The sequence below is a fragment of the Corynebacterium tuberculostearicum genome, from assembly GCF_016894265.1.
Lineage (GTDB): Bacteria > Actinomycetota > Actinomycetes > Mycobacteriales > Mycobacteriaceae > Corynebacterium > Corynebacterium tuberculostearicum_D.
Window position 1 is genome coordinate 1173629 of the sequence record NZ_CP069791.1, and the last position, 22507, is coordinate 1196135.

Consider the following 22507-nt stretch of genomic DNA (forward strand, 5'->3'; position numbering starts at 1 on the left):
GAGCGTTGGCAGGGTGCTGTGCAGCAGCGCGTCCCTACCGCCCGCTGTTGGCAGAGCTCGGGATCACCTATCCGCAGTACTTGGTCATACTGGTGCTGTGGGAAGCGGATTGACCGGTGCCGTTGAAATTCATCGCTCCCGCCTGGGTCAAGATAGCGGCACGCTCACGCCGCTGCTCAAGCGCCTGGAAAAGCAGGCCTATGTGGAGCACTGGTGCGACCCTGACGATGACCGCTGCACCCTCGCTGCCCTGACTGCCGACGGTGCCTTCCTCCGCACCCGTGCCGAATGCATCCCCGAAGCCATGGCAGAGGCTATAAGGAGGTAGGCATCGACCTTGCCGAGTTCAAGAAAACACTGGACACCCTCGCCGGCGTGCCTGTGGACGTGGAGCTGCCGTGGCCTTCATATAGCAGATGAGGAAGGCTATACTGGCTTAAGAATTTTGGCTTTATACACGTAAAAATTGTTTCGCACTAGGAGAGGAGGGGCCATGGCTACAGCAGTAGACGTCGCGCAGGTTATCTACAACAAACTGGGGTGGGTTGATGCTTGGAAGCTGGAGAAGCTTACGTATTACTGCCAAGCATGGAGCCTGGGCTGGTACGGGCGACCTCTTGTCTCGAATGAGTTTCAGGCGTGGAAAGACGGTCCGGTTGAACCCAACCTCTATCGCGAGAATAAATTTCAACGCTCCGAGAAAACCTCTACGGTGTTACCGGGAGCTGATGTAGAGGCTATAGGGGACGAAGCCGAAAAGATCATCGATGCCGTGATTGCCTTTTATGGTGATAAGACATCCGATGAATTGATTGAACTTACGCACTCGGAACGTCCATGGATCGTCGCTCGTGGTCAGATGGGCCCCGAGGCGAATGCTAACGAGCCGATTTCGCAGCTGGAAATGAAAAAATACTATGCCTTGCAGGAAGCTCGTGGTGCTGAAGGGCCGACGCGGCCTATGCTTTCTGTGCAGAATCTTTCCGGTGCCGATCTGCAGCAGCGCTTGCAAGCTTCAGCAGAACGCTGGAAGGGCGCTCTTGAGATCCTTGCAACCCGATGAATGAGTATTGTCTTCCGGTGGAAGACGTAGTTCGACTGAACCGTCAACTCATCGGTCGGGATGGCAACCTCCTCGACCGCTCGAAACTTGAGTCAGCATTGGCCACCCCTTTACAGACCTTCGGCGGAGAGTACTTGCACCCATCTGCACTGGATAGGGCTGCAGCGTTGTTGCACTATCTGGCAAAGCGCATGCATTCGTCGACGGCAATAAGCGAATCGCCTGGGTATGTGCCTCCACCTATTTAGAAATCGAAGGCTTTGGGCTGGGGCCAATCGCCGATGAAGAGATTGTGGAGCTCGTTGAAACCGTGGCCGCTGCGCGCGATAAGAAGGAAGGCTTCATTGCAGAATGGTTTGCTGAACGGTTGTTCTAGTTCGGTCTGGTTAGTTCCTGGAGTAGCGGTTAGTTGGTAGTGGCCACGCGCTTGGTCCACACGCTTCGGTCCGCGGTTTCAAAAGAGACGCGCACCGTTTTATCGCCGGGCTTTTCGCAGGTGAGCACCCGCTGATCGCTGCCCATGCGGCAATCCAGGTTATAGGACTGTTTGGTCACTGGGCTGCTGGCGGTGATATCTGCGTGGTATACCGCCGTTACTGTGGGATCTTTCGAACGCATGGTGTAGCTAGCCTGCATCGCGGCGTCAAAGACCGCGGCGGCGAATTCGCAGGAGGTTGCATCGCCGGCGTCGATGGAATCGCCAGACGAGGATGTGCCGCAGTAGCCGCCAATCTGGCCCACATTGATGTTGTGGTTGCCGCCGGCTGGCGGAGCGGGCTGATCCGGTTCGGTCTGTTTAGTGACCGTCTCGGTGCGGGGTTGCTTCGTGTCCTTCTCCGGGCTGGATTCTGCTTCGGCTTCGCCCGCGGCAGAGCTATTGTCCTGTGCGGTGGAGAAGGCTGGCTCGTTTTCCGGCGCGGAGTTGTTATCGGAATCGGAGCCGGTGCCGCAGGCGCTCACGGTGAGGCCGGCGGCGAGAAGGAGGGGCGCTACGGGAAATGTGGAAGGGCGCTGCATAGGGATACTGTAGCGCCCTTCGGGTCGTGGCGCGCAGCTAGTGGTCTATGCGGGAAGGCGGAGTTGGCGCGCCTTCAGGCGGTAGCACTTTCGGATATTTCGTGGCCGTGCCGGACGAAGTGGCCGCGCCGGTTGCACCGCTGGTTGCGGCGGCATCCTCGTTGCTGGTGGGGGAAGGACGGTGGGGAGTGGGGTCCCAGTGGGCGTCGACAAGCGTGCGCTGGCATACCCAGCCCAGAGCCAAAATAGCCAGCGCAATAAGGGCAATGAAGAAAAGCCCCAGAGCGCCATCGGCGTGGATGGACCAGCCCAGCAGCAGGCCGAGCCAGCCAAAGTCAGCATCGCCGAAGGTGGTATTCGCGGAGCCGAAGGAACCCAGGACGCTGAGGAGGAACGCCGGCAGGAAGGTAATAATGAGGCCATTGACAAAGGCGCCGAGTGCCGCGCCGCGGCGTCCACCGGTGGCATTGCCGTAAACGCCGGCCGCGCCGCCGGTAAAGAAGTGCGGCACGAGGCCCGGCAGAATCAGGGCAACGCCGAAGGCCGGGTTGAGCCAGGTGGACAGCACGGCGAGGCCCACCAGCCCGCCCACGAAGGAAGAGATGAAGCCGATGAGGACTGCATTCTGGGCATAAGGGAAGACGATGGGCGCATCCAGTGCGGGAATCGCGCCGGGCACGACCTTGGCCGCGATGCCCTGGAACGCAGGCACGAGCTCGCCCAAAATGGTGCGCACGCCAAAGAGGATAACGGCCACGGCTACGCCGAACTGGAGGCCTTGTGTAACGGACTGCATCAAGAAATTGCCCACGTTGGTGGCGCCATCAGGGAAGGCGGTAAAGGCTTCCTCCGAACCGGCGCGGGCAATGAATAGCACGGCGAGCACCACGTACATCAGCGCCATGGAGAGCGCGGTTGCCACCATAGAATCGCGCAGGAAGCGCAGGCCTTCTGGCAGCTTCAAGTCCTCAGTGGAGGGCGACATCTTTTTGCCTTTGCCGCCCACCAGCTTGCCCACACCACCGGCAGCCAAGTACCCGGCCGTGCCGAAATGCCCGATGGCAACGGAGTCATCGCCGGTAATGCGGCGGGTAAATGGGTGGGCGATAGCCGGGAGCGAGACCATGAGGATGCCGAGTAGGGCAGCGCCGAAGGCGATGACAATCCAAGAGGAATAGCCGGCTGGGGCAAGCACCATGGTGAGAAGCGTGGCCATGAAGAGGACGTGGTGGCCGGTGAGGAACACGTAACTCATGGGCGTGAAGCGGGCGAGGAGCAGGGAGACCACAAAGCCGAGGATCATAATCCAGGCGACCTGGCTGCCGAACTGGTCTTGGGCAATGCCGACGATGGCCTCATTGGTCGGAACCACGCCTTGCGCGCCGGTAGCGCCCGTAATCATGGCGCCGAGCGGCTCGAGCGAATCGGTGACGAGACCGGCGCCGGCACCGATGAGCAAGAAGCCAAGCGTGGCCTTGATGGCGCCGCCAATGGTTTTGCCGGTGCCGCGCCCCATCGCGGCCAAGCCGACCGCAGTGATGATACCGATGAGGAATGCCGGCACGGAGAGAATCTCATTGACAAGGAAGTTTGCTATAGCAAGAAGAAAATCCATGAGGATGCTCCTTAGATGTCATAGAGCTCGCGCAGAGCCCCATCGATTTCAGACATAGAGGTGAAGTCTTGGATGACATAGACGGGAACGCCGACATCGCCAAGCGTTGCCGCAATCTCGCCGGAGGTGAGCAGGAAATCCGCCTCGCTCGCACGACCCTTGGCGGAGATGGTGTCCGTGGCTTCCACGTTCAGGTACGGGCCCCAGCCCCATTCATCGAGAACCTGCTCGAGCGTGTTCTTGAGGAATAGCGACGTTCCTAGGCCGTTGCCGCAGACCGTGAGGATCTTTCCTTTGGAGGAAACAGAATCGGTGGCCGTTTGCTTCGTTGGTTGAGCCTTTGGCTCCGTCGGTGCTACGGAAGTTGCGCGCTTCTTATTCGAAGTTGATGCTGTGAGGATTGCGCGGAGCTCCTCTTCGGATTCCGCGCGATCAAGCTCATCGCGCTTGGTAGCTAGCAGCTTTGCTAGCTGCTTCATCGCTTGCAGATGCTCGGAGTCACTCCGTGCGGCAAACGCTACGACGAGGTCTACAGGGTCATTGGTTTCGTGCCCGAATTCCACCGGCTTACCCAAGCGTACCCACGACAGTGAGGTTTCTTTTACCGCCTCCGAAGGGCGCGCGTGCGCAAAGGCGAAGCCTGGGGCCACCACGATATATGGGCCCGTTTCTTCCACGGAGCGCACCATTGCTTCCGTGTAGTCCGCGGTTATCGTGCCGGCTTCTTTCAGTAGTGATCCCGCAAGGCGGATAGCTTCTCGCCAGTCCTTGGCGGTGCCGTGCAGCTCCACCGCACCGGGCGCTAAGAAGGAATCTAATGTCGCCATATGTATCTCCCATCACAGAAATAGTGACATCAAGGTGAATGTCACTCATGATTTTATGCTGCGGAGAAACCGGAGGTAAAAGCAGGGGTAACGTTTGCACTGGTAGCGGTTGGAGCTGCTTTAGAGACGGCCGAATTGGTTCTATAGGCCTTGAGCGTGGTCGCAATGCAAGGGGGAGGCCGTGTGTTCTCGGAAAGGTCGGACCTGAAAACGGACCCGTGCTAAGGGAGTGGAAAAGAGAAATCCTCGCTGGTGCGAGGAGAAACACAGCTAAAGTGCTGCTTTGCGCACTAGAACAGGCCCCTCCCGTTGAATACGGGAGGGAGCTGGCTTCGCTTCCTGCATTGGCTAGAACGGGAGATTTACGTGCGTTGTATACGGGCAGTTAATCGAGCTCGAAAGTTTGGCGGCCGATTTCGTCTTGGCTGAAGGACTTAGTCGCGACAAGCTCCACAGGTGTAGTTAAATCATCGAGCTCGTAGGCTATTGTGCCGGCAACAGTGCCTCCCTTTTTAATCTGCTCCAGCTGAGTATCGGAAGTTTCAGGATCAAAATAGGAACCGAGGTCGAGCTCGTTTACCTTATTCGGATCATTGTCTTGGATGGCGGTGAAGTACACGACAAAGTCGGTGGTAGTTAGGGTTTCATCCGTCTTATTCGTTACGTCATAGTTAAAGACGAGAAGTGGCTTTTCACCTATTTCGTTGCCGGGCTCACCAGGTTTAACAACACGGTGATCGGTAATTTCGAACTTGGCGGCTGGAACATCCAGAACTCCGTCTTTAAAGGATTGGCTAAAATCTGTGCTCTTTAGCTCATTAACGGTTGTCGGATCATCCTTCACCTTCTTCATATGTGTGGTGAATTCCTTATCTTCAATCGCGACCTTGAAAGTTAAGGTGTCGTCTTCGATAGAGAAGTCTTTCTTATCGGACGAAGCGGTCATCCACTCAGAGGCGGTGGCAACGGTATCGCGGTTTGAGGAAACGGTTTCACCGGAGGCAGCGGCTTGAGCGTCAAAGGTGCCGATCCAGTAGATCATGCGATTTTCGCCGTTGTCCATGACCCATTCGATGGTGATGACGTCATCGGTGATGCTGGCTTCCATCCAGCCATCTTCAGAAGCGCTGTCCTCTTGCTTCCACGTTCCAATGGCGGACTTCGCATCGGCCTGTGCATTGGACGTGGAATTGTTGGAGCCGTCTTCCTTTGGTTTGTCGCTGCTGCTATCTGAGCAGGAAGTAAGCGTGAGTGCAGAGACGAGGATGAGAGAAGAGAGTAGTTTGCGCATAATTAACTTCTACCCTCAGGGGGTAGGAAGCGTACAAATACTCAATAGCGAAGGGGGCAAATTGGTCTTTGGCCACTCTTTGACTAATCTTTTGAGGGCAGAGAATCGCCCTAGTGGGCGGGAAATCTGCGTGGGGCTATAGCTCAGTCGGTTAGAGCTACGGACTCATAATCCGTTGGTCGCGGGTTCGAGCCCCGCTGGCCCCACGGTTAAAGGGAGGCGTCGGCAAGCAGTGCCGGCGCCTTTAATCTTTGGTGTGCACGCGGTCTGCAAAACCCAGCTGGACGGTGATTTCGAGCCGAGCACCAATCGCGGAATCGTCTGCAGGGCAGGAGAGATTCTTGTGGTTAGTGGAGATGATGCAATGCAGAACGTGCTTGTCGCCAGAAACTGGGTCCTTCGCGGTAATATCGCTTTACCGCGCTGGGGTAACGGAGGGATCGGGGGCCTCTAACTGGTAGGTCGCCTTCATTGCACGCTTATAAATTTCCATGGCAAAGGCGCAGTTGGTGTCATCCTGGGCGGTGATAAGCGCGTAGTCGCGGACGCCGCAGTCGCCGCCGATTTGTTGGGCAAGGTCGGGATCGGGGTCGCTTTCTGGGGCGTCGGCAAGCGAGGCTTGCTCATCCTCGCTGCTGTGCGCGGCAGGGTCGGCAAAGCTAGGCTCGTCTGCCTCGGGCTGGGAGGAACAAGCGCTAAGCACAGCAATGTAGAGCAAGGGGAGATACTTTTTCATAATGCGTAGAGATAGGGAGACAAAAACATTTAGTATAGCCGAGCTGCGCATTTGGGTGTGCTAATTGCGCATGGGCGGGCGGTGAAGTCTAATAACCATATGGTTGAAGTGGATCCGCTCATTGAATCTCTCTACCGCTGGTCCGATATCAGCGGCGTGCTGCTGATGGGAATCATCGGCGGCACCATGGCGCGCAAGCGCGGTTACGATATCATCGGCTTTTTCTTCATTGCGATGTTCTCCTCCTTAGGTGGTGGCATGGTGCGTGACGTGCTCATCAACCGCGGCACGGTGGCGGCCATGAGCCAGCCCGAGTACCTGTACTTGGCTTTTACCGGTGCGTTGATTGCCCGCTTTGTCTATTTCAAGGGCAAGACCTGGGATTATCTGCAGGCGCATGGCGACGCCGTCGTTTCCGGCCTCTGGGCCGCCACCGGCGCGGTGAAGGCCATTACCTACGGCCTGCCATTGATCCCATGCATCATGATGGGCGTGTTTACGGCCACGGGTGGATCGATGATTCGTGACATCGTGATGGGGCGCGAGCCGAGCGTCTTTGGTGATAACCAGCCGACGGTTATCCCGGCTGTTGCTTGCGCTGTCATCGTCTTGGTGGGCCACCACTTCGACATGATGGCGGTGGGCATGATTATTGGGCCGTTGGTCTCTATCTTCTTGGCGCTGTTGGGCATTTGGGCTGGGTGGCGTGTGCCGGCCTACCAGGATTGGGCGCCGATTAATCACACTGCTGCTCAGGTTAAAGTGTTGGCCAAGAAAGCCGAAAATAAAAGCCGTGCAGTGGGCCGCCGCCTAGAACCGCACCGCCTACGTTCTTGGCGCCACCGCCAGATGGAGGCCGCGCTGCAACGCCGCATTGAAAAGGAAGTGCGCTCCGGCAAGCGCCGTAAGGAGGCCGCTGCGGAGGCCAGCGAGTTTATGGAGTCTTTCGAGTCTGATGTGGATCAGCTCAGCGCAGTGGTAGCAGAAGGCGATGATACGGACTTCGGCGTGGACCTCACCGGTGACTCCTACGAAGCGGAGGAACAGGCCTCTAACGAAGAATCGCAGCGCCTGCTCGATACCATCTTGGAAGATGACAAGCTTACTGATGAGCTCATCGATCGGCTCATGAAGCGCTATAACTCCCGCGATTAGACGCCGGGCAATCCGTGCAAGGGCCTTTGGGATCTTGCCTGGTGGCTGGCAGTGAACTGGCATCCAGTTTTCAGCTCTGCGGCCTACGGTAGAGGCATGAACCTGAAGTATTACTTCTACGAGCTGTGGGGCCTTTTCGTTGACCACGGCTTGCCGCTTATTGCGCTGCTGCTGATCGGTATTTTGATACCGCGCGTTGGCAGGCTGGCAATCCGCATCATAGAGCGCCGCCTCGATGAAGATGAAGAATCCACCAAGGCGCGCCTGGCGCTGACCGGCGCGCTGGTCTACATCGTGCAGGCCATCGCGTACTTCCTTATCATTTGGGCCGCGCTGACCAATCTCGGCGTGCCTGCAGTAGGCGCGGCAGTGCCGGCGACGATAGTCTCGGCCGCCGTAGGCTTTGGTGCCCAATCCATCATCGCGGACTTTCTTTCTGGCTTTTTCATCCTTTCGGAAAAGCAATTCGGCGTAGGCGATTACGTCAGCTTTGATGGTGTGACCGGCGTAGAAGGCACCGTGGTGATGCTGACCCTGCGCACCACCAAGGTGCGCACGCCTACCGGCGAGCTGGTCACCGTGCCCAATAGCTCGGCCGGCGCGGTAACAAACTATTCCCAAGAATGGTCGCGCGCTGTGGTCAACTTCGACGTGCCCGTGCAAGAGGGCGAGACCTTACCGGAGATCACGCGCCGGGTGCGCACCATCTCCGAGCAGGCAATTCGCGAGCCATCCATCGCCGTAGACGTCAATGGCGAGCTGGAGGTGCTGCCAGCCACCCAGTTGGTTGCCCCGCAGGCCGCCGGCCAATCGTGGCACGTGACCTACCGCGTGCTGGTCACCGTTAACCCCGCCCGCCAATGGGCGGTGGAGCGTGCCATCCGTTCGGCGCTGCTCGCGGAATTCTGGGATCACTACAACGTGGCTGACTTGGACGAAATTCAGCGCCCGTTGACCCCACCGCAAGGAAATACCGCGGCTCAAGAATCCGTCAAGGATGCTTCCACAGCCGGCAAGGATTCCCACCCGGAAACCAACGTGGAGCCTCGCCCGGCCGAAAAACCGGAAGAGGAAGCCGGCCGAGAAAGCGATGGCCCCGGAAGGCCCGCCCTGTCTGATGACGACCAAGAACCTGAACCTACCCAGGGAATCTGGCGTTCTTTAGAGACCAATACCAGGTTCCAAAAGATCGCCACCTTTGGCGGCCGAGTGCGCGGCTCCACCACGGGGCTTATCCTCGTCTTGTTCGTCGTCGGTGCTTTGACCCTGGCTTCGAGCAACCCGGACGGTGCCGACGCTGGCTGGCTCTCGCCCGAGCATTGGCGCAATAGTGGCAAGGAAACCTCCTCCTCGCAGCCTGCCGAAGCCCCCAGCTCTACCGCACCTACCGAAGAAACCACCGAAACCGGCACACAGAGCGAGCCAAGCGAGGAAGGCGCGGCTCCTTCTGCGGCCACCAACCCGCAGGGCACTGAAGGTGCTGGGGTGGCGGATGCTCCTTCCGACGCCGGGCGGGGAACAGACGCTACCGGCAATGCCTCACCAGCCCCGAGCGCTGCCACCGGCGCAGACAACGCAGGGACCGACTCTGATAATGGTTCTGGCAAGGCACCGAATGTACGCAGCGATGCCGGTGACGGTACCCAAGCTTCCGGAACGGCCGGCAGCACGGGCATAGAGATCCCGGCAGAGCCGCGCTAGTAGGGGTGGCCTTCTACAGTAAGCCGGTCTGTCCAGCGCTCATTATTAGGCGAGGTGAAGCTGGCATAAACGCCGGTGTCGTTATCCTTTTGGCAATAGAATGCGCGTACGTCTGAGCCGATGGCGCAGAACAGATTATAAGTCTGTTTGGTCTGCGGGCTTACCGCAGAAATGCGGGTGTTATAGGAGCCATTGACCATCTTATTGCGGTGCGTATAGGTAAACGTGTGGGTGATGGCTTCATCAAAAATCGCACCGGTGAACTCGCACGAGGTGTGCTCACCCGCATGGATGCTATCGCCCTGGTTGGTGTAGCCGCACTTGCCACCTATTTGTCCAGCGTTGATGTTGTGATTCCCCTTCTCTGGTGCGGGTGAGTGTGCGCCGTTCCCGGCTTCGGGCGCGCTTTCCTCATCATCTTGATTGCCTGCGCTTTCGTCATTGTCAACGGTCTTGGTGACCGTAGTGGGCGCGTCGGATTCTTGCTGCTGGCTAAATATTGGTTCCGCATCATTAGAAGCTTGTTCATCATTGGAGCCGCAGGCGCTAAGGCCGGTAATGGACAAGGCGGCGAGAATGAAGGCAGAGGCGCGTTTGAGCATGGGAAATATCAGAGGGGGTCGGCGAAGTGTACGGGGAAGACTTTAACATTTTCGCGGTGCTTCTAACGTGCATAAATGATCTGTATTGGCGGAGATGAAATAGTGCGCTTCGGCTGCGCGTTGCACTGGGCATGACTTCACTTTTCGAACCACTGGAACTTGGCCGATTCAAGCTAGATAACCGCGTCACCATGGCGGCACTGACCCGCCAGCGTGCAGGCGAAAGCGGTGTACCTACCGAGCTGCACCAGAAGTACTACTCGCAGCGTGCCACGGCTGGTCTGGTGGTTACGGAGGGAACCTTCCCGGCGTGGACCAACCGCGCATTCCCGGGCCAGGCAGGCATTGCGACCGACGAGCAGGCAGAAGGCTGGCGCGCCGTCGCAGACCGCGTGCACGAGGAAGGCGGCACCCTGTTCATGCAGATCATGCACGGCGGCCGCACGAGCCACCCGGACCTGATTGACGGTGCGAACCCGGAGGCGCCGAGCGCCTTTGACTGGGGCGGAACCGTGCGTGGCTTCGCTGGCAAGATGGATGCGCCGGTGCCGCGCGAGCTGAAGACGGAAGAGCTGCCGCGCATCGTGGATGAATTCCGCCAGGGCGCGCGCCGGGCTATTGATGCTGGTGTCGACGGCGTGGAGATCCACGGCGCCAATGGCTACCTGCTGCACGAGTTCATGGCGCCGTCTGCCAATAAGCGCGAGGATGAATTCGGCGGCAGCCCGGAAAATCGCTGGCGCCTGCCAGAGATGGTCATCCGCGCCGTGGTGGAGGAGATCGGTGCCGACCGCGTTGGCGTGCGTTTCTCCCCGGCACACAACGTGCAGGGTGTCATCGAAGACGATCAGGAAGACACGCTTGCCACCTACCGCGGGCTTCTCGACGCCCTGGCGCCGCTGAACCTGGCTTATGTGTCCTTGCCGCATGGCGAACCGGACGGCAAGCTCATCGCCACGCTGGCACAGAAGGCACGCGCAAACGGCGTGACCAAGGTGCTCATGAATGATGGTTTCCCCACGATTACCTCCAAGGAGGATGCCCAGCGCGAAATCGAGCTGGACTACGTGGACGCCGCAGTGGTGGGCCGCCAGCTCATCGCCAACCCGGACCTGGTGCGCCGCTGGCGCGAAGGCCTCGAGCTTAACGAGCCGGACCAGGATACGTTCTACCTGGGCGGCGAGCGCGGCTACATCGACTATGAGTATGCCGCGGACTAGGGAAGAATCCGCGGCACCAAAGGGGGCCCGAAAGGCGGGCGAGTGATAGGTAGTGAAATTCCCCAGAGAGGGTCTTTCACTGTGCCTATCGAAGGTGCACTACTCGTTCGTTAACATCGAGTACCTGTCATGTGACAGAACTTACAACTACGTGGTGTAGCCCTCACCCGGGCGCCAGGTCATGGTCACGGCCTCGCGCACCGGGGACTTGGCGGTGAGCAGGTTATCCACGCGCAACCAGTGCATTTCCGCCGAATCCGGGCGCACGGTGACATAGCTGTAGCCGTGGTGGTCCAGATCCACGTGGCGGGTGTGCGGGTTGGCGCCCATCAAGTAGCGCTCGGCCAACTTGGAAAGCTCATTGCCCTCCGGCAGCTTCAGCTGCTCGTTCACGTTCGGCGCAGACACGGAGGCGCAGACCATCTCGGCGCCGAAAATGCGGCCATCCTTGCTGATATTGTGCGCCCACTCGGAGTGGATATCGCCGGTGACAAAGAGGGTGTGGGAGTCGTGCTTAGAGAGGGCGTCGATAAGCAAGCGGCGCTCCGCCGAGTAACCATCCCACTGGTCGCCGTTAACCGGAATGCCGGTGATATTGGAAGACAGCGAGGAAGAGACCGGCTTGGTCTTGTCATCTTGTTGCAGGGTAGCCAGGTTCATGGGGGAGAACATGACGGAATTGCCCAGCATATTCCACTTGGCAGAAGAGGTTTCAATCTTATTGAGTAGCCAGTTGTACTGCTCAGAGCCGAGCATCGTGCGGCCTTCGGCGGCCATCTTGCGCGGGCCAAAGCGCACCTGCTCATCGCGGTAGGTGCGCAGATCCATCATGGTCAGCTCCACCAGGTCACCGAAGGTCAGGCTGCGGTAGAGGTGGCCCTGCTCGGATGGGTTGGTCGCGCGCACCGGCATCCACTCAAAGTAGGCCTGCATCGCGGCCTTGCGACGGTCCAGGAAGGTTCCTTCCTGTCCTTCGGTGTGGTTCTCGGCGCCCTCGCGCCAGTTATCGTTGGCTACCTCGTGGTCATCCCACACCACGACCCACGGCAGCGCGGCGTGTGCGGCCTGCAGGTTCTCATCGGTGCGGTAGCGGCCGAGGCGGATGCGGTAATCCTCCAGCGAGATAATCTCGTGCGCCGGGTGGTGCAGGCGCACCGGGCCATAGCCGGCGTATTCGCGCTGCGGGTACTCGTAGATATAGTCACCCAAGAAGATCATGTAATCCAGCTGGTCCGCGCGGCCGCGCTGGGCAATATCGCCATAGGCGTTGAAGAAGCCGGACTCCCAGTTTGCGCAGCTGGCCACGCCGAAGGTGAGCTCTTCCGGGGAGGCGCTCAGCGCCGGGGCGGTCTTAGTACGGCCGACGGGCGAGTACTTATCCTGCGCCTTAAAACGGAAGAAGTACACGGTCTCCGGCTCCAAGCCATGCGGGTCCACGTGCACGGTGTGGTCCTGGCTGGCGTCGGTGGTCACTTCGCCCTGCTTGACGACGTCCCCGAACCCCTCATCCTTGGCAATTTCCCACTCCACCCGGGTGGCCTCGCCCAGGCCGGATCCCGGCATGGCATCGGCATCCGGGGTCACGCGGGTCCACAGGATGACCGAGTCCGGAATCGGGTCACCCGAGGCCACACCGTGGAGGAAGGGCCGCTCGCCCAGCTTCGGCTCCACCATGTGCTGCTCCACGCGCGGCGAGAGGCTGCTTTGGGCGTTGGCGGCTGCACCGGACAGAGCGATGGCGGCACCGGCGGTACCGGTGGATTGCAGGAAGCGGCGGCGGTTAACTGCGCTGCCCGTGTTCTTAGAATTATTAGACATGGTTGAAAGTTTTCTCATGTCTAATGGGTGTGCAACCGTTTCCTGCCCGATTCCATAAAATGTTCTTGTTGTTTTAACCGGTGGTTTACTTGGGCGGCCTCCTGGGGTCCTGACGCGTCTGGCGGTTGGGCGGTTTGGCGGTTTCGAGGGGCTTTCGCCGGCTTCTGTGGCTTAGGTCCAGTCTGATCGGGCTGATTTGAGGCCTTTAGGGCTGAATTGAGGGGTCCATTCGCTCAGATCGGCCCGATCACCTTCGACCTAAGGTGTGCGGGGCCCAGTAGGCCAAAGGAGTGACCGGTTCAAAAAGGCGCGCCCACAACGGTCCAGTCCTTCCGAATGCAGCTCAGTAGGCTAGAGGGTATGAGTGAATTTAGTCAGATTAGCCAGTGGCCCGCGGACACGGTGGCCGGAACCTTGCTGCACCGTGGCGAAGTGAAAGAAACGGTGGGGGATACCGGCCGCGAGTTTCCGGTGGCATCGGTAACCAAGCTGGTCGCAGCCTACGGCGTGATGCTGGCCGTGGAAGAAGGAGCCGTGGAGCTTGAGCAGCCGGCCGGCCCGGAAGGCTCCACGCTCGAGCACCTGCTTGCACACGCCTCTGGTATTTCTTTTGATTCCCGGGAGCCGCAAAAGCCGGTAGGCGAGCGCCGCATCTATTCCTCGGCCGGTTATGAGTGGGCCGCGGATACCGTGGCCGAAGCTACGGGCATGGACTTTGCCGAGTACCTGCGCGAAGGCATATTGACCCCGTTGGGCATGAAGTCCACCCGGCTCGAAGGCTCGGCCGGGCACGGTTTGGTTTCCACAGTGGAGGACCTTGCGGCCTTTGCCGCGGAAGTTCAAGACCCACAACTCCTGCACCCCTCCACCGTGGCCGACATGCGCCGCGTTCACTTCAATGGATTGCGCGGCATTGTTCCGGGCTACGGCAGCTTCAAAGACTGCACCTGGGGCCTAGGCTTTGAAATCCGCGGCGATAAGGAACACTGGATGGGCTCCTTGCCTGCCGACGCCGTCGGTCACTTCGGCATGTCCGGCACCTACCTCTGGGCCGCCGGCGACTATGCCATGGTTGCGCTCACAAACCGCGACTTTGGCGAGTGGTGCAAGCCCCTCTGGCACGATACAAATACCGCCATCTGGAACTCTTTATAATCTGCCAGCTTTGGCGGAGCGAGCGCCTTCCACTGGGGAAAGTGGCGCGATGGGAGGCTCCCCCCGTGGGGTGGGGAGAAGCCGGGGAATTTCGTGCGAAAGGGGGCCATCCTGCGCGGAATACCGGCGTGGGCGCAAGAGCAGCGGTCGCGTGTGGGCCTAGTTGCGCTTTCCAGTGCGTGAGCAGGGCTTCTGCTCCCTGCCGTCAAGGAAGGCCAGAATTTTCTCAGCAAACTCCAAATTTCACATTTGTAACATCGGTTTCACCTGCAACTTTAGTCCCAGTCTGTACCTGGGGTTGAGGTTTAGCGAATGGGGGTTGAAGTGAAAGTTGAGGGTTGTAGGGAGGGGTGTGACGCAGGAAAATTGTGAGCAGACGCATTAGACAGTTCGTTGGGGAAGACGAAGCTCGTCTTGCATCGCGCCGGGCCGGCAGGCCTCGTGCGGTGGTGATTTATGTCGAGGGAGAATCGGCTATGAATACGTGCGTTAACCCTGCGCCGGTTGAACAGCCGGCCTCCACCTCCACGTGGCCCTCCGTCAACGGCGGCGCCACCGTGGTCACCGGTGTGCTCAAGATTTCCGGGATGCCGCGCAAGCTGCGCTCGGAGATTGAACACGCCATGGATCGGTGCATCCGTACCGAGTCGGAATTTATCATTCCGGGCGATGACCCACTGACCGCTCAGTGGTGCACTCGTTGGTTCCGGGATGGGCTTTCCGTAGCGGCGCTTGCCCAAGGCGGGAGCGCCTGCGCCAACGCGGGCAGCGGTATCGGCTGCCACCAGGTGCTTACCGGCACCCGCGAGGAGCTGGACGCGCTTGATTGCGTCGTGCGCTACCTCGCGCAGCGCCACGGCTTTACTGCTGCCGTGCGCCTGCCGTAGAAGGCACGAAAGGGGTTGGACCAGCTGTTGCTGGCCAACCCCTTTGCTTCTGCCGCCGGGTGGTGCGCTCGGCTATGGACTATTCCGCCTCTGCGAAAGGATCCAGGATCTTCTCTGGCAGTTCCGCCACGGATTTCAGCACGGCCGACGGGCGGTACGGGTAGCGGGAAATCTCGTGGTCATCAGAAATGCCGGAACGTACCAGTACCGTGCGCATACCGGCCTCAAGGCCCGCCTTCACATCGGTATCCATGCGGTCACCAATCATGATCGTCTCCTCCGAGTGGGCGCCGATATTATTCAGCGCCGAACGCATCATGACCGGGTTAGGCTTGCCCACGTAATAAGGCTCGCGGTTGGTGGCGGCGGTAATCAGCGCCGCCACGGCGCCGGTAGCCGGAAGTACGCCCGTGGGGGCAGGGCCGGTGACATCCGGGTTGGTGGCAATAAAACGCGCACCATCGCGGATGAGGTTAATGGCGGTGGTAATCGCCTCAAAGGAGTAAGTGCGGGTCTCACCCAGCACCACGAAGTCCGGATCATCGTTGGTGAGGATCCAGCCCGCCTCGTGCATAGCGGTGGTCAGGCCGGATTCGCCTACTACGTAGGCCTTGCTGGAGCTTACCTGGCTGGAAAGAAAGTTCGCGGTAGCGGTAGCGGAGGTCCAGATGCGCTCAGCGGGAATATCCAGACCAGTATTACGCAGGCGTGCTGACAGGTCCCGCGGGGTAGACATGGAGTTATTGGTCAGCACCATGTACTCGATGTCATTGTCTTTAAGTGCCTGGATAAATTTATCGGCGCCAGGGATCATCTCACCTTCTTTGATGAGCACGCCGTCCATGTCTGATAGATAAGAAATCATTGGTGATCCTCCACATACTCGGCGATATCGCCGATGGTTTCGCTGTTGAGCATCGTCTCCTCAGAAAAACGCACCTGGAAGGCCTCTTCCGCGCGAACGGTAAGCTCCACCAGATCGAGCGACTCCACGCCGATATCCTTCAGGCGGGTCTCGCGGCCCAAGTCTTCCTCGATCCCGGTGACCTTACGGATGAGTGCGATGAGCTGGCCCAGAGTATCTCGCTCCGGCTCCTTGTCCGGCGCACTCGCATTGAACTTTGCCTGCAATTGGGCACTGAGGTCGTTTGCCATGCCCACCAGTCTAGTATTGATCCCGTTATGGCATTGAGAAAACGATCTTCCGTTGTGGCGCGTAGTTGGCTCAAGCGCCTGCATCCCTCGCACCGTGCCGAGCTAGAAAAGCTCTATGGCGGCTTGCACGATCCCTCCACCGAGCCGGGCCTTACCCACATCAGCGCGTCCGGCACCGTGGAGCACGATGGCCTAGACATTGCCTGGTATGAAGTTGGCCAGGAGGACGCCCCGGTGACGGTGGTCTTCATCCACGGCTATTGCCTGTCTTCAGAGGCCTATTATGACCAGGCCAATTACCTGCGCGGCCGCAATGCGCGCGCACTGTTGGTGGACTTGCGTGGGCATGGGCAGTCCTCCACGGTCGCCCCAGAAGAGTGCACCGTTGACGCGGCTGCCGACGACGTCCTAGCCGTCATCCGCGAGCGCGCACCCCACGGCAATCTGGTCATCGTGGGCCATTCCCTAGGCGGCATGGTTGCCTTGAACCTCATCCGCCGTGCGCCGGCCGAGGTGTATGAGCGCATCACGGGCGCGCTGCTGATTTCTACCTCTATGCGCCGCTTTGCGGCCAAGGGCGTGGCCCAGATTTTGCAATCCAAGTCCCTGCACGCGCTCTACCGCCTGTGCCTGCGCTTGCCCGGGCGCGTCGATAACGCTCGCTTTGAGGCTGCCCGCTTTATCGCCCCGCTTTTCGCCGTGACCCTAGCCGGCTTTCCCCAGATGGAGAAGTTGCAGTTCCACGTTGCCATGCTTCTCGATACCCCCTTGGCCTCCTACTCCGGTTTCTTCGACGATCTTCTGGAACACGCTGAGTACGGCGCCGCCGAAAGGCTGGCGAAGCTCCACGGCGAGGTAGTGGTGGGAACTTCCGATATTGTCACCCCGCGTTCGCAATCCGAAGTGCTCTGTGAGAATTGGCCCGCCGCGAGCTTGCAGACGGTGGAAGGCTCCGGGCACATGGTGATCCTCGAAGATCCTGAGGCCATCTCCGCGGCGCTCGGACGCGTCCTCGACGCGATATAGGCAGGCTGCTCGATAGAGCCACTCTCGAGGCATGAAAAAGGGCGCCGCGGCGGGAAGCCGGCGGCGCCTTACTTGTTTTGGTGCGGGGCTAGCCCGCACCAATGCGGGAATTAGTCCTCGATGTGGGTGGTAGCGGTCGGATCATCCAGCTTGAGATCCTTGGCTGCCTTCTCCACAACGGAGCGCTCAATCTTGCCCTCGCGAGCCAGGCCATCGAGTACGGCGACGACGATGGACTCGGCATCGATGTTGAAGTAGCGGCGTGCGCCCTCGCGAGTATCAGAGAAGCCGAAACCATCCGCGCCCAAGGTGATGTAGGTACCTGGGACGTACGGGCGGATCTGCTCCTGCAGCTCGGTGGTGAAGTCAGAGACGCCAACGAACGGACCCTCGTAGCCCTTGAGCTGGGAGGTAGCAAATGCCTCGGTCGGCTCCTCGCCCTTGCGCAGGGCCTCCTTGTTGCGGCGAGCACCGTCGCGGGCTAGCTCGTTCCAGGAGGTGACGGAGAAGATGGAGGCCTTGACATCGAAGTCGTCGGCAAGCAGCTGCTGCGCGCGCAGCGCCTCGTGCACGCCCACACCGGAAGCCAAGATATTGGCAGCAATGGAGCCGCCCTCGGCGGTGTTGAAGTGGTAGATGCCCTTGTGCAGGCCCTCCACGTCCAAGTCCTCCGGCTCGGCCGGCTGGTGCACCGGCTCGTTGTAGACGGTGAGGTAGTACATGATGGCCTCGTTGTCCTCGCCGTACATGCGCTCAATACCGCGGGAGACCAGGTGCGCAACCTCGTAGCCGAAGGCCGGGTCATAAGAAACCACGGCCGGGTTGGTAGCGGCCAGGACAGGGGAGTGGCCGTCCATGTGCTGCAGGCCCTCACCGGTCAGGGTGGTGCGGCCGGCGGTAGCGCCGATAATGAAGCCGCGGCCCATCTGGTCACCGGCCGCCCAGAAGGCATCGCCGGTGCGCTGGAAACCGAACATCGAGTAGAAGATGTACAGCGGAATCATGGCCTCGCCCTGGGTTGCGTAGGACGTTGCTGCCGCGGTGAAGGAGGCAGCGGCGCCGGCCTCAGAAATGCCCTCGTGCATGATCTGGCCGTCGGTGGCCTCGCGGTAGGAGAGCATCAGGTCATGGTCAACCGGCACGTAGTTCTGGCCGCGCGGGTTCCAAATCTTCATGGTGGGGAACCAGGAGTCCATACCAAAGGTGCGGGCCTCGTCCGGAATGATCGGCACGACGCGCTTGCCCAGCTCCTTGTTGCGCATGATCTCCTTAAAGGTGCGCACCAAGGCCATGGTGGTAGCTACTTCCTGCTTGCCGGAACCCTTGCGCACGGAGCGCAGCTTATCCAGTGCCGGTGCCTCGAGCGGGGTGAAGTCCTCACGGCGCTCCGGCAGGAAGCCGCCGAGCTCTTTACGACGCTCCAGCATGTACTTGATCTCCGGGGAATCCTTGCCCGGGTGGTAGTATGGCGGCAGGTACGGATCCTTTTCCAGCTCCGCATCGGAGAACGGAATCTCCTGCTTATCGCGGAAGCGCTTCAGGTCATCCAGGGTCAGCTTCTTCATCTGGTGGGTAGCGTTGCGGCCCTCGAAGTTGTGGCCCAGGCCGTAGCCCTTAATGGTGTGCGCCAGGATGACGGTTGGCTTGCCGGTGCCCTTGTTCTCCAGCGCACGGGCATAGGCGGCGTAGACCTTGCGGTAATCGTGGCCGCCGCGGCGCAGTGCCCAAATCTCATCATCGGACATGTCCTCTACCAGCTTGGCCGTGCGCTCATCGCGGCCGAAGAAGTGCTCGCGCACATAGGCGCCATCGTTGGCCTTGAAAGTCTGGTAGTCACCATCGGAGGTGGTGTTCATGACGTTGACCAGGGCACCCTCGGTGTCCTTTTCCAGCAGCTTATCCCAGCCGCGGCCCCAAATAACCTTGATGACCTCCCAGCCGGCGCCGCGGAAGAAGGACTCCAGCTCCTGGATGATCTGGGTATTGCCGCGAACCGGGCCGTCGAGGCGCTGCAGGTTGCAGTTGACCACGAAGGTGAGGTTATCCAGCTCGTAAAGGGAAGCGATCTGCAGCAGACCGCGGGATTCTGGCTCGTCCATCTCGCCATCGCCCAAGAAAGCCCAGACGTGCTGGTTGGAGGTGTCCTTGATGCCGCGGGTCTCCAGGTACTTATTAAAGCGTGCCTGGTAGATAGCGTTAATCGGGCCCAAGCCCATAGACACGGTGGGGAATTCCCAGAACCATGGCATCAGGCGCGGGTGCGGGTAGGACGGCAGGCCCTCGCCCTCACCGCGGGAGACCTCTTGACGGAAGCTGTCCAGATCCTTTTCGGTCAGGCGGCCTTCCATGTATGCGCGCGCGTACATGCCCGGGGAAGCGTGGCCCTGGAAGAAGACCTGGTCGCCGCCCGAAGGATCGTCCTTGCCCTTGAAGAAGTGGTTCAGGCCGACCTCATACAGCGGGGCCGCGCCTGCGTAGGTGGAGATGTGGCCGCCTACGCCAATGCCCGGGCGTTGTGCGCGGTGCACCATGATGGCTGCGTTCCAGCGGATCCAGCGGCGGTAGCGCTTTTCCAGCTCCTCATCACCTGGGAACTCCGGCTCCATGGTGGTGGGGATGGTGTTGACGAAGTCCGTAGACGTCAGCGATGGCATCTCAACGCGCTTCGCAGTGGCGCGCTCGAGCAGGCGCAGCATCAGGTAGCGTGCGCGCTCCGGATCGGAGTGGTCCAGCAGACCATCGAGGGAGTCCATCCACTCGCGGGTCTCTTCTGGATCATTATCGTGAAGATACGATGCAACGCCGTCGCGGATGAGGGGGAAGTTGGAGTCGCCCTGGTGGGCGTCCTTCTCGGCCATTTAAACCTCCTATTTAAGGGTCTGCACAGTTTGCCTACTAGGATACGCGCTCACAGATCCACAGTCGTTGTGAAGTCCGACTTAAGGGGGCGTGCGGTACGTTACATCGCCATAACCAGTATCTTTGCAAAGTTTGTTGGGGTAAAAGAGGGTAGTTTGCTAACTCTGTGGAGCCAGCTGCGCTGGCGGTAGGGCCTGCAAAATGGGGGAATTGCGGCCCTTAGGCGGGTAAAAGAGGCCGGTGGGCGTTAAAATACTTCTATTAAGCCGCGATTTACCCGCAGGATGTGGGCGATACGCGGACCAGACATTCACTAAATTAGGAAGGAAATGCATAGTGGCTGACGCTGCAGTCAAGCTCGGAATCAAGGAAGGGCAGATCGCCCTGGAGCTTGGTTGGGACGAGGATTGCGATACCGCGATCTCTGAATCGATCGAGGCCGTGCTCGGCGATGACTTCTTGGAAGAAGAAAATGACGAGCTGTGCGATGTAGTTCTTCTTTGGTGGCGCGAAGAAGACGGCGACCTTGTGGATGGACTGGTGGACGCGAGCCGCCCGCTGGCCGATAACGGTGCAGTCTGGCTGCTTACCCCAGGTGCCGGCAAGCCAGGAACCGTAGAGCCTGGGCTCATCTCTGAGTCCGCTCAGCTGGCAGGCCTAGTGCAGACCAAGGCGGAGCGCCTAGGCGAGTGGCAAGGCTCGTGCTTGGTGCAGCGCGGCTACACCAAGAAGTAGGGCTTTACCTGCCGATTTGTGTTGCTTTAGCAACCTGCGCTACTGTTTCTAACAGCGCAAGAGCGCATGCGGCTTTAGCTCAGCTGGAAGAGCAATTGGTTTACACCCAATAGGTCGGGGGTTCGATCCCCTCAGGCCGCACAACACAGACCGCCTCTCGGATTGGTTTCCGAGAGGCGGTCATTTTTGCGTAGGTGGGCTGAGGGTTAAGTAGCAGAATGTGTGTCCGCTCGGCGTGTCGCGGGCGGGTACACGGTTAGTTACTTCATGGGGCCTTTTCTGATTCCTATCGAGTGTTCGTACTCGGTTGGGATAGCGTTGTCGTAGAAGGCTGGTCGTCCTGTTTCCTGGTCGGCTTTGTTGTGGTCTTCTTCGGCAAGATCGTTGACTTTGGCGAGTTGATCTTGGCCAAAATTGCACTGCCTGGCGATTTTTAGCGGATCGTCAGGCAGTTGCTTTTTGGTGTGGAGGTACCACTCGAGCATTTTTCGTTGGCGTTCCCCAGACCTGCCTCGGTGCGCATCGGCGATGCGTTTGAGCTGGGCGTTGATGCCGCCTTCAAGACTGTTTGTCGTTGAAGCCCAGCGTTGAGGATCAAGCGCATGCGGTGGTGGCTGCAGGTAGGTAAACAGCCAATTGTTGCGCGATAGGTGCAGCAGTGAGTTGTAGGCTTTGCGTACCCGCAGGTGAGTCCATTCCCACTGGTTATTGAGTGTTCGGCGCTCTTTTGGCACGGATGTTTTCTCGTTGAGGAATGTTTTGAATACCTGACCGAAGTCGTGCAGGCGCAGCGTCCACTCCCGTGCCTGGTCGAGCGTGGTGACACGGGTTAGTTTCAACGCCAGTGTGTAGATGGCTTTGCCGGCGTCGGTACGCGGCCGCGAGGTGGTGTAGCGGCGGATGACGCGTTGCGCATGAACGAGGCAACGCTGAATCATTGCGTTTGGCCAGCAGGCTTTAATCGCGGTGAGTGCGCCTTGTCCGCCGTCGAGGACGACGCAGAGCGGCTCGGCGATTTTGCGAAGTAGCTGCGTGTATGCGTGGGCGGTTTCGTGTTTGGTCCAGTGCCACGCAATGACGTGGTCGCGGCTGGCTGCCACAAGCAGACAGCCAGCTGCGGTGTAGGTGCCGTCGATGAAGATCTGATCGTAGACGCGCTGCAGGGCACCGTCGTTGGGGATGTCGATGAGCCAAAACGGTTCGAATCGGCGATCAAGCGTCCAGCGACTCACCCTTTGTTGCCCGGCGAGTTCAGACAACGTTGCTGTGGAGGTGGCATAGGAGACGAAGGCTTTAAAGTTGCGGGCCTGCGTGCGATCGGTGCGGGTTCGTGTTGTGGAGCTACCGCAGTTCGGGTCTTTGCACCGCCACCTGGTTGTGCCTTTGGATGTGGTTCCGTTTTTCTTCATTTGCCCAGTACATACCGGGCATCGTGGCCTGTTTTTACTCACCCGGAAAGCACACCAACCCCCGACTAGCACATGGGGGTGCCATTCCGATGGATTGAACACGAAACGCGCGGATATAAGCACCAAGACCTTATATCCGCCCGATTTACCCAACCTGAGCAGCAAGATCACTGTAACTCAGACACACTTTCTGCTACTTAACCCTGGGCTGAGGTGGTGGGGTAAGGGTCAAAAGG

At 59.6% G+C, this 22507-nt stretch carries 20 protein-coding genes, 2 tRNA genes and 1 pseudogene; 12 read left to right on the forward strand and 11 right to left on the reverse strand.

Features of this window, described 5'->3' with window-relative positions:
• The first annotated feature begins 97 nt into the window (after positions 1-97).
• From I6J28_RS11900 to I6J28_RS12005, 3 genes and pseudogenes are all read left to right on the forward strand, one after another.
• Positions 98-328: a hypothetical protein gene (locus tag I6J28_RS11900; protein WP_275431224.1), complete on the forward strand. Its 231-nt coding sequence runs from the start codon at positions 98-100 to the stop codon at positions 326-328.
• 165 nt (positions 329-493) lie between these two features.
• Positions 494-1063, forward strand: a complete 570-nt coding sequence (locus tag I6J28_RS05695; RefSeq protein ID WP_204611317.1) for a Panacea domain-containing protein — start codon at positions 494-496, stop codon at positions 1061-1063.
• Positions 1064-1250: 187 nt separating this feature from the next.
• Positions 1251-1439: pseudogene (locus I6J28_RS12005) on the forward strand (hypothetical protein); the annotation flags it as partial.
• Between the two features lie 29 nt (positions 1440-1468).
• Here I6J28_RS12005 and I6J28_RS05705 read toward each other — a convergent pair.
• From I6J28_RS05705 to I6J28_RS05720, 4 genes are all read right to left on the reverse strand, one after another.
• Positions 1469-2080, reverse strand: coding sequence for a hypothetical protein (locus tag I6J28_RS05705; protein ID WP_204611319.1), 612 nt, complete (start codon positions 2078-2080; stop codon positions 1469-1471).
• 37 nt (positions 2081-2117) lie between these two features.
• Complete coding sequence (locus I6J28_RS05710; RefSeq protein WP_204611321.1) at positions 2118-3695, reverse strand: PTS ascorbate transporter subunit IIC; 1578 nt, start codon at positions 3693-3695, stop codon at positions 2118-2120.
• Between the two features lie 11 nt (positions 3696-3706).
• Positions 3707-4522: a PTS sugar transporter subunit IIA gene (locus I6J28_RS05715; RefSeq protein WP_204611322.1), complete on the reverse strand. Its 816-nt coding sequence runs from the start codon at positions 4520-4522 to the stop codon at positions 3707-3709.
• A 385-nt stretch (positions 4523-4907) separates the two neighbouring features.
• Positions 4908-5813 carry a DUF5067 domain-containing protein gene (locus I6J28_RS05720; RefSeq protein WP_204611323.1) on the reverse strand — a complete coding sequence of 302 codons (906 nt, stop codon included), beginning with the start codon at positions 5811-5813 and terminating at the stop codon, positions 4908-4910.
• Positions 5814-5945: 132 nt separating this feature from the next.
• Between I6J28_RS05720 and I6J28_RS05725 the strand changes: the two genes are divergently transcribed.
• Positions 5946-6019: transfer RNA gene (locus tag I6J28_RS05725), tRNA-Ile, on the forward strand.
• A gap of 209 nt (positions 6020-6228) precedes the next feature.
• Here I6J28_RS05725 and I6J28_RS05730 read toward each other — a convergent pair.
• Positions 6229-6549 (reverse strand): hypothetical protein, encoded by a 321-nt coding sequence (locus I6J28_RS05730; protein WP_204611324.1) that lies wholly within the window; start codon positions 6547-6549, stop codon positions 6229-6231.
• Positions 6550-6648: 99 nt separating this feature from the next.
• Between I6J28_RS05730 and I6J28_RS05735 the strand changes: the two genes are divergently transcribed.
• The gene (locus tag I6J28_RS05735) at positions 6649-7704 is read left to right on the forward strand and encodes a trimeric intracellular cation channel family protein (RefSeq protein WP_204611325.1); all 1056 of its coding nucleotides are present in this window, start codon (positions 6649-6651) and stop codon (positions 7702-7704) included.
• Between the two features lie 96 nt (positions 7705-7800).
• Positions 7801-9405 (forward strand): mechanosensitive ion channel family protein, encoded by a 1605-nt coding sequence (locus I6J28_RS05740; protein WP_204611326.1) that lies wholly within the window; start codon positions 7801-7803, stop codon positions 9403-9405.
• Here the strand turns inward: I6J28_RS05740 and I6J28_RS05745 are convergent.
• A complete protein-coding gene (locus I6J28_RS05745; RefSeq protein WP_204611327.1) occupies positions 9402-10007 on the reverse strand; it encodes a hypothetical protein in 606 nt (201 codons plus the stop codon). The two genes, I6J28_RS05740 and I6J28_RS05745, sit on opposite strands and share 4 nt — an antisense overlap.
• Before the next feature lie 131 nt (positions 10008-10138).
• On the opposite strand from I6J28_RS05745, the gene I6J28_RS05750 reads away from it, so the two are divergent.
• The gene (locus I6J28_RS05750) at positions 10139-11227 is read left to right on the forward strand and encodes an alkene reductase (protein ID WP_204611328.1); all 1089 of its coding nucleotides are present in this window, start codon (positions 10139-10141) and stop codon (positions 11225-11227) included.
• A 147-nt stretch (positions 11228-11374) separates the two neighbouring features.
• Here the strand turns inward: I6J28_RS05750 and I6J28_RS05755 are convergent, their stop codons facing one another.
• Entirely contained in the window at positions 11375-13045 is a 1671-nt protein-coding gene (locus I6J28_RS05755) for an alkaline phosphatase D family protein (protein ID WP_204611330.1), read from the reverse strand.
• A 360-nt stretch (positions 13046-13405) separates the two neighbouring features.
• Between I6J28_RS05755 and I6J28_RS05760 the strand changes: the two genes are divergently transcribed.
• A complete protein-coding gene (locus I6J28_RS05760) occupies positions 13406-14200 on the forward strand; it encodes a serine hydrolase domain-containing protein (RefSeq protein WP_204611332.1) in 795 nt (264 codons plus the stop codon).
• A 476-nt stretch (positions 14201-14676) separates the two neighbouring features.
• Complete coding sequence (locus I6J28_RS05765) at positions 14677-15087, forward strand: hypothetical protein (protein WP_040425190.1); 411 nt, start codon at positions 14677-14679, stop codon at positions 15085-15087.
• 79 nt (positions 15088-15166) lie between these two features.
• Here I6J28_RS05765 and I6J28_RS05770 read toward each other — a convergent pair whose 3' ends face one another.
• Complete coding sequence (locus I6J28_RS05770) at positions 15167-15952, reverse strand: HAD-IIA family hydrolase (RefSeq protein ID WP_204611334.1); 786 nt, start codon at positions 15950-15952, stop codon at positions 15167-15169.
• A complete protein-coding gene (locus I6J28_RS05775) occupies positions 15949-16242 on the reverse strand; it encodes an acyl carrier protein (protein ID WP_204611336.1) in 294 nt (97 codons plus the stop codon). Before I6J28_RS05775 ends, I6J28_RS05770 begins: the two co-directional genes overlap by 4 nt.
• Positions 16243-16269: 27 nt before the next feature.
• On the opposite strand from I6J28_RS05775, the gene I6J28_RS05780 reads away from it, so the two are divergent.
• Positions 16270-17268 (forward strand): alpha/beta fold hydrolase, encoded by a 999-nt coding sequence (locus I6J28_RS05780; protein ID WP_204611338.1) that lies wholly within the window; start codon positions 16270-16272, stop codon positions 17266-17268.
• A gap of 110 nt (positions 17269-17378) precedes the next feature.
• Here I6J28_RS05780 and aceE read toward each other — a convergent pair whose 3' ends face one another.
• Entirely contained in the window at positions 17379-20126 is a 2748-nt protein-coding gene (gene aceE, locus I6J28_RS05785; protein WP_204611340.1) for a pyruvate dehydrogenase (acetyl-transferring), homodimeric type, read from the reverse strand.
• A 337-nt stretch (positions 20127-20463) separates the two neighbouring features.
• On the opposite strand from aceE, the gene I6J28_RS05790 reads away from it, so the two are divergent.
• Positions 20464-20862, forward strand: coding sequence for a DUF3052 domain-containing protein (locus tag I6J28_RS05790; protein ID WP_005324380.1), 399 nt, complete (start codon positions 20464-20466; stop codon positions 20860-20862).
• 68 nt (positions 20863-20930) lie between these two features.
• Positions 20931-21003 (forward strand) — tRNA-Val (locus I6J28_RS05795).
• A 119-nt stretch (positions 21004-21122) separates the two neighbouring features.
• Here I6J28_RS05795 and I6J28_RS05800 read toward each other — a convergent pair.
• A complete protein-coding gene (locus tag I6J28_RS05800; RefSeq protein WP_204608493.1) occupies positions 21123-22313 on the reverse strand; it encodes an IS1249 family transposase in 1191 nt (396 codons plus the stop codon).
• Positions 22314-22507 lie beyond the last annotated feature (194 nt).

Coding starts and splice junctions, on each gene's coding strand:
- I6J28_RS05765 (WP_040425190.1), top strand. CDS start 14,677: ATGAATACGTGCGTTAACCCTGCGCCGGTTGAACAGCCGGCCTCCACC.
- I6J28_RS05715 (WP_204611322.1), bottom strand. CDS start 4,522: ATGGCGACATTAGATTCCTTCTTAGCGCCCGGTGCGGTGGAGCTGCAC.
- I6J28_RS05695 (WP_204611317.1), top strand. CDS start 494: ATGGCTACAGCAGTAGACGTCGCGCAGGTTATCTACAACAAACTGGGG.
- I6J28_RS05705 (WP_204611319.1), bottom strand. CDS start 2,080: ATGCAGCGCCCTTCCACATTTCCCGTAGCGCCCCTCCTTCTCGCCGCC.
- I6J28_RS05745 (WP_204611327.1), bottom strand. CDS start 10,007: ATGCTCAAACGCGCCTCTGCCTTCATTCTCGCCGCCTTGTCCATTACC.
- I6J28_RS05730 (WP_204611324.1), bottom strand. CDS start 6,549: ATGAAAAAGTATCTCCCCTTGCTCTACATTGCTGTGCTTAGCGCTTGT.
- I6J28_RS05740 (WP_204611326.1), top strand. CDS start 7,801: ATGAACCTGAAGTATTACTTCTACGAGCTGTGGGGCCTTTTCGTTGAC.
- I6J28_RS05755 (WP_204611330.1), bottom strand. CDS start 13,045: ATGTCTAATAATTCTAAGAACACGGGCAGCGCAGTTAACCGCCGCCGC.
- I6J28_RS05760 (WP_204611332.1), top strand. CDS start 13,406: ATGAGTGAATTTAGTCAGATTAGCCAGTGGCCCGCGGACACGGTGGCC.
- aceE (WP_204611340.1), bottom strand. CDS start 20,126: ATGGCCGAGAAGGACGCCCACCAGGGCGACTCCAACTTCCCCCTCATC.
- I6J28_RS05780 (WP_204611338.1), top strand. CDS start 16,270: ATGGCATTGAGAAAACGATCTTCCGTTGTGGCGCGTAGTTGGCTCAAG.
- I6J28_RS05710 (WP_204611321.1), bottom strand. CDS start 3,695: ATGGATTTTCTTCTTGCTATAGCAAACTTCCTTGTCAATGAGATTCTC.
- I6J28_RS05750 (WP_204611328.1), top strand. CDS start 10,139: ATGACTTCACTTTTCGAACCACTGGAACTTGGCCGATTCAAGCTAGAT.
- I6J28_RS05720 (WP_204611323.1), bottom strand. CDS start 5,813: ATGCGCAAACTACTCTCTTCTCTCATCCTCGTCTCTGCACTCACGCTT.
- I6J28_RS05775 (WP_204611336.1), bottom strand. CDS start 16,242: ATGGCAAACGACCTCAGTGCCCAATTGCAGGCAAAGTTCAATGCGAGT.
- I6J28_RS05770 (WP_204611334.1), bottom strand. CDS start 15,952: ATGATTTCTTATCTATCAGACATGGACGGCGTGCTCATCAAAGAAGGT.
- I6J28_RS05735 (WP_204611325.1), top strand. CDS start 6,649: ATGGTTGAAGTGGATCCGCTCATTGAATCTCTCTACCGCTGGTCCGAT.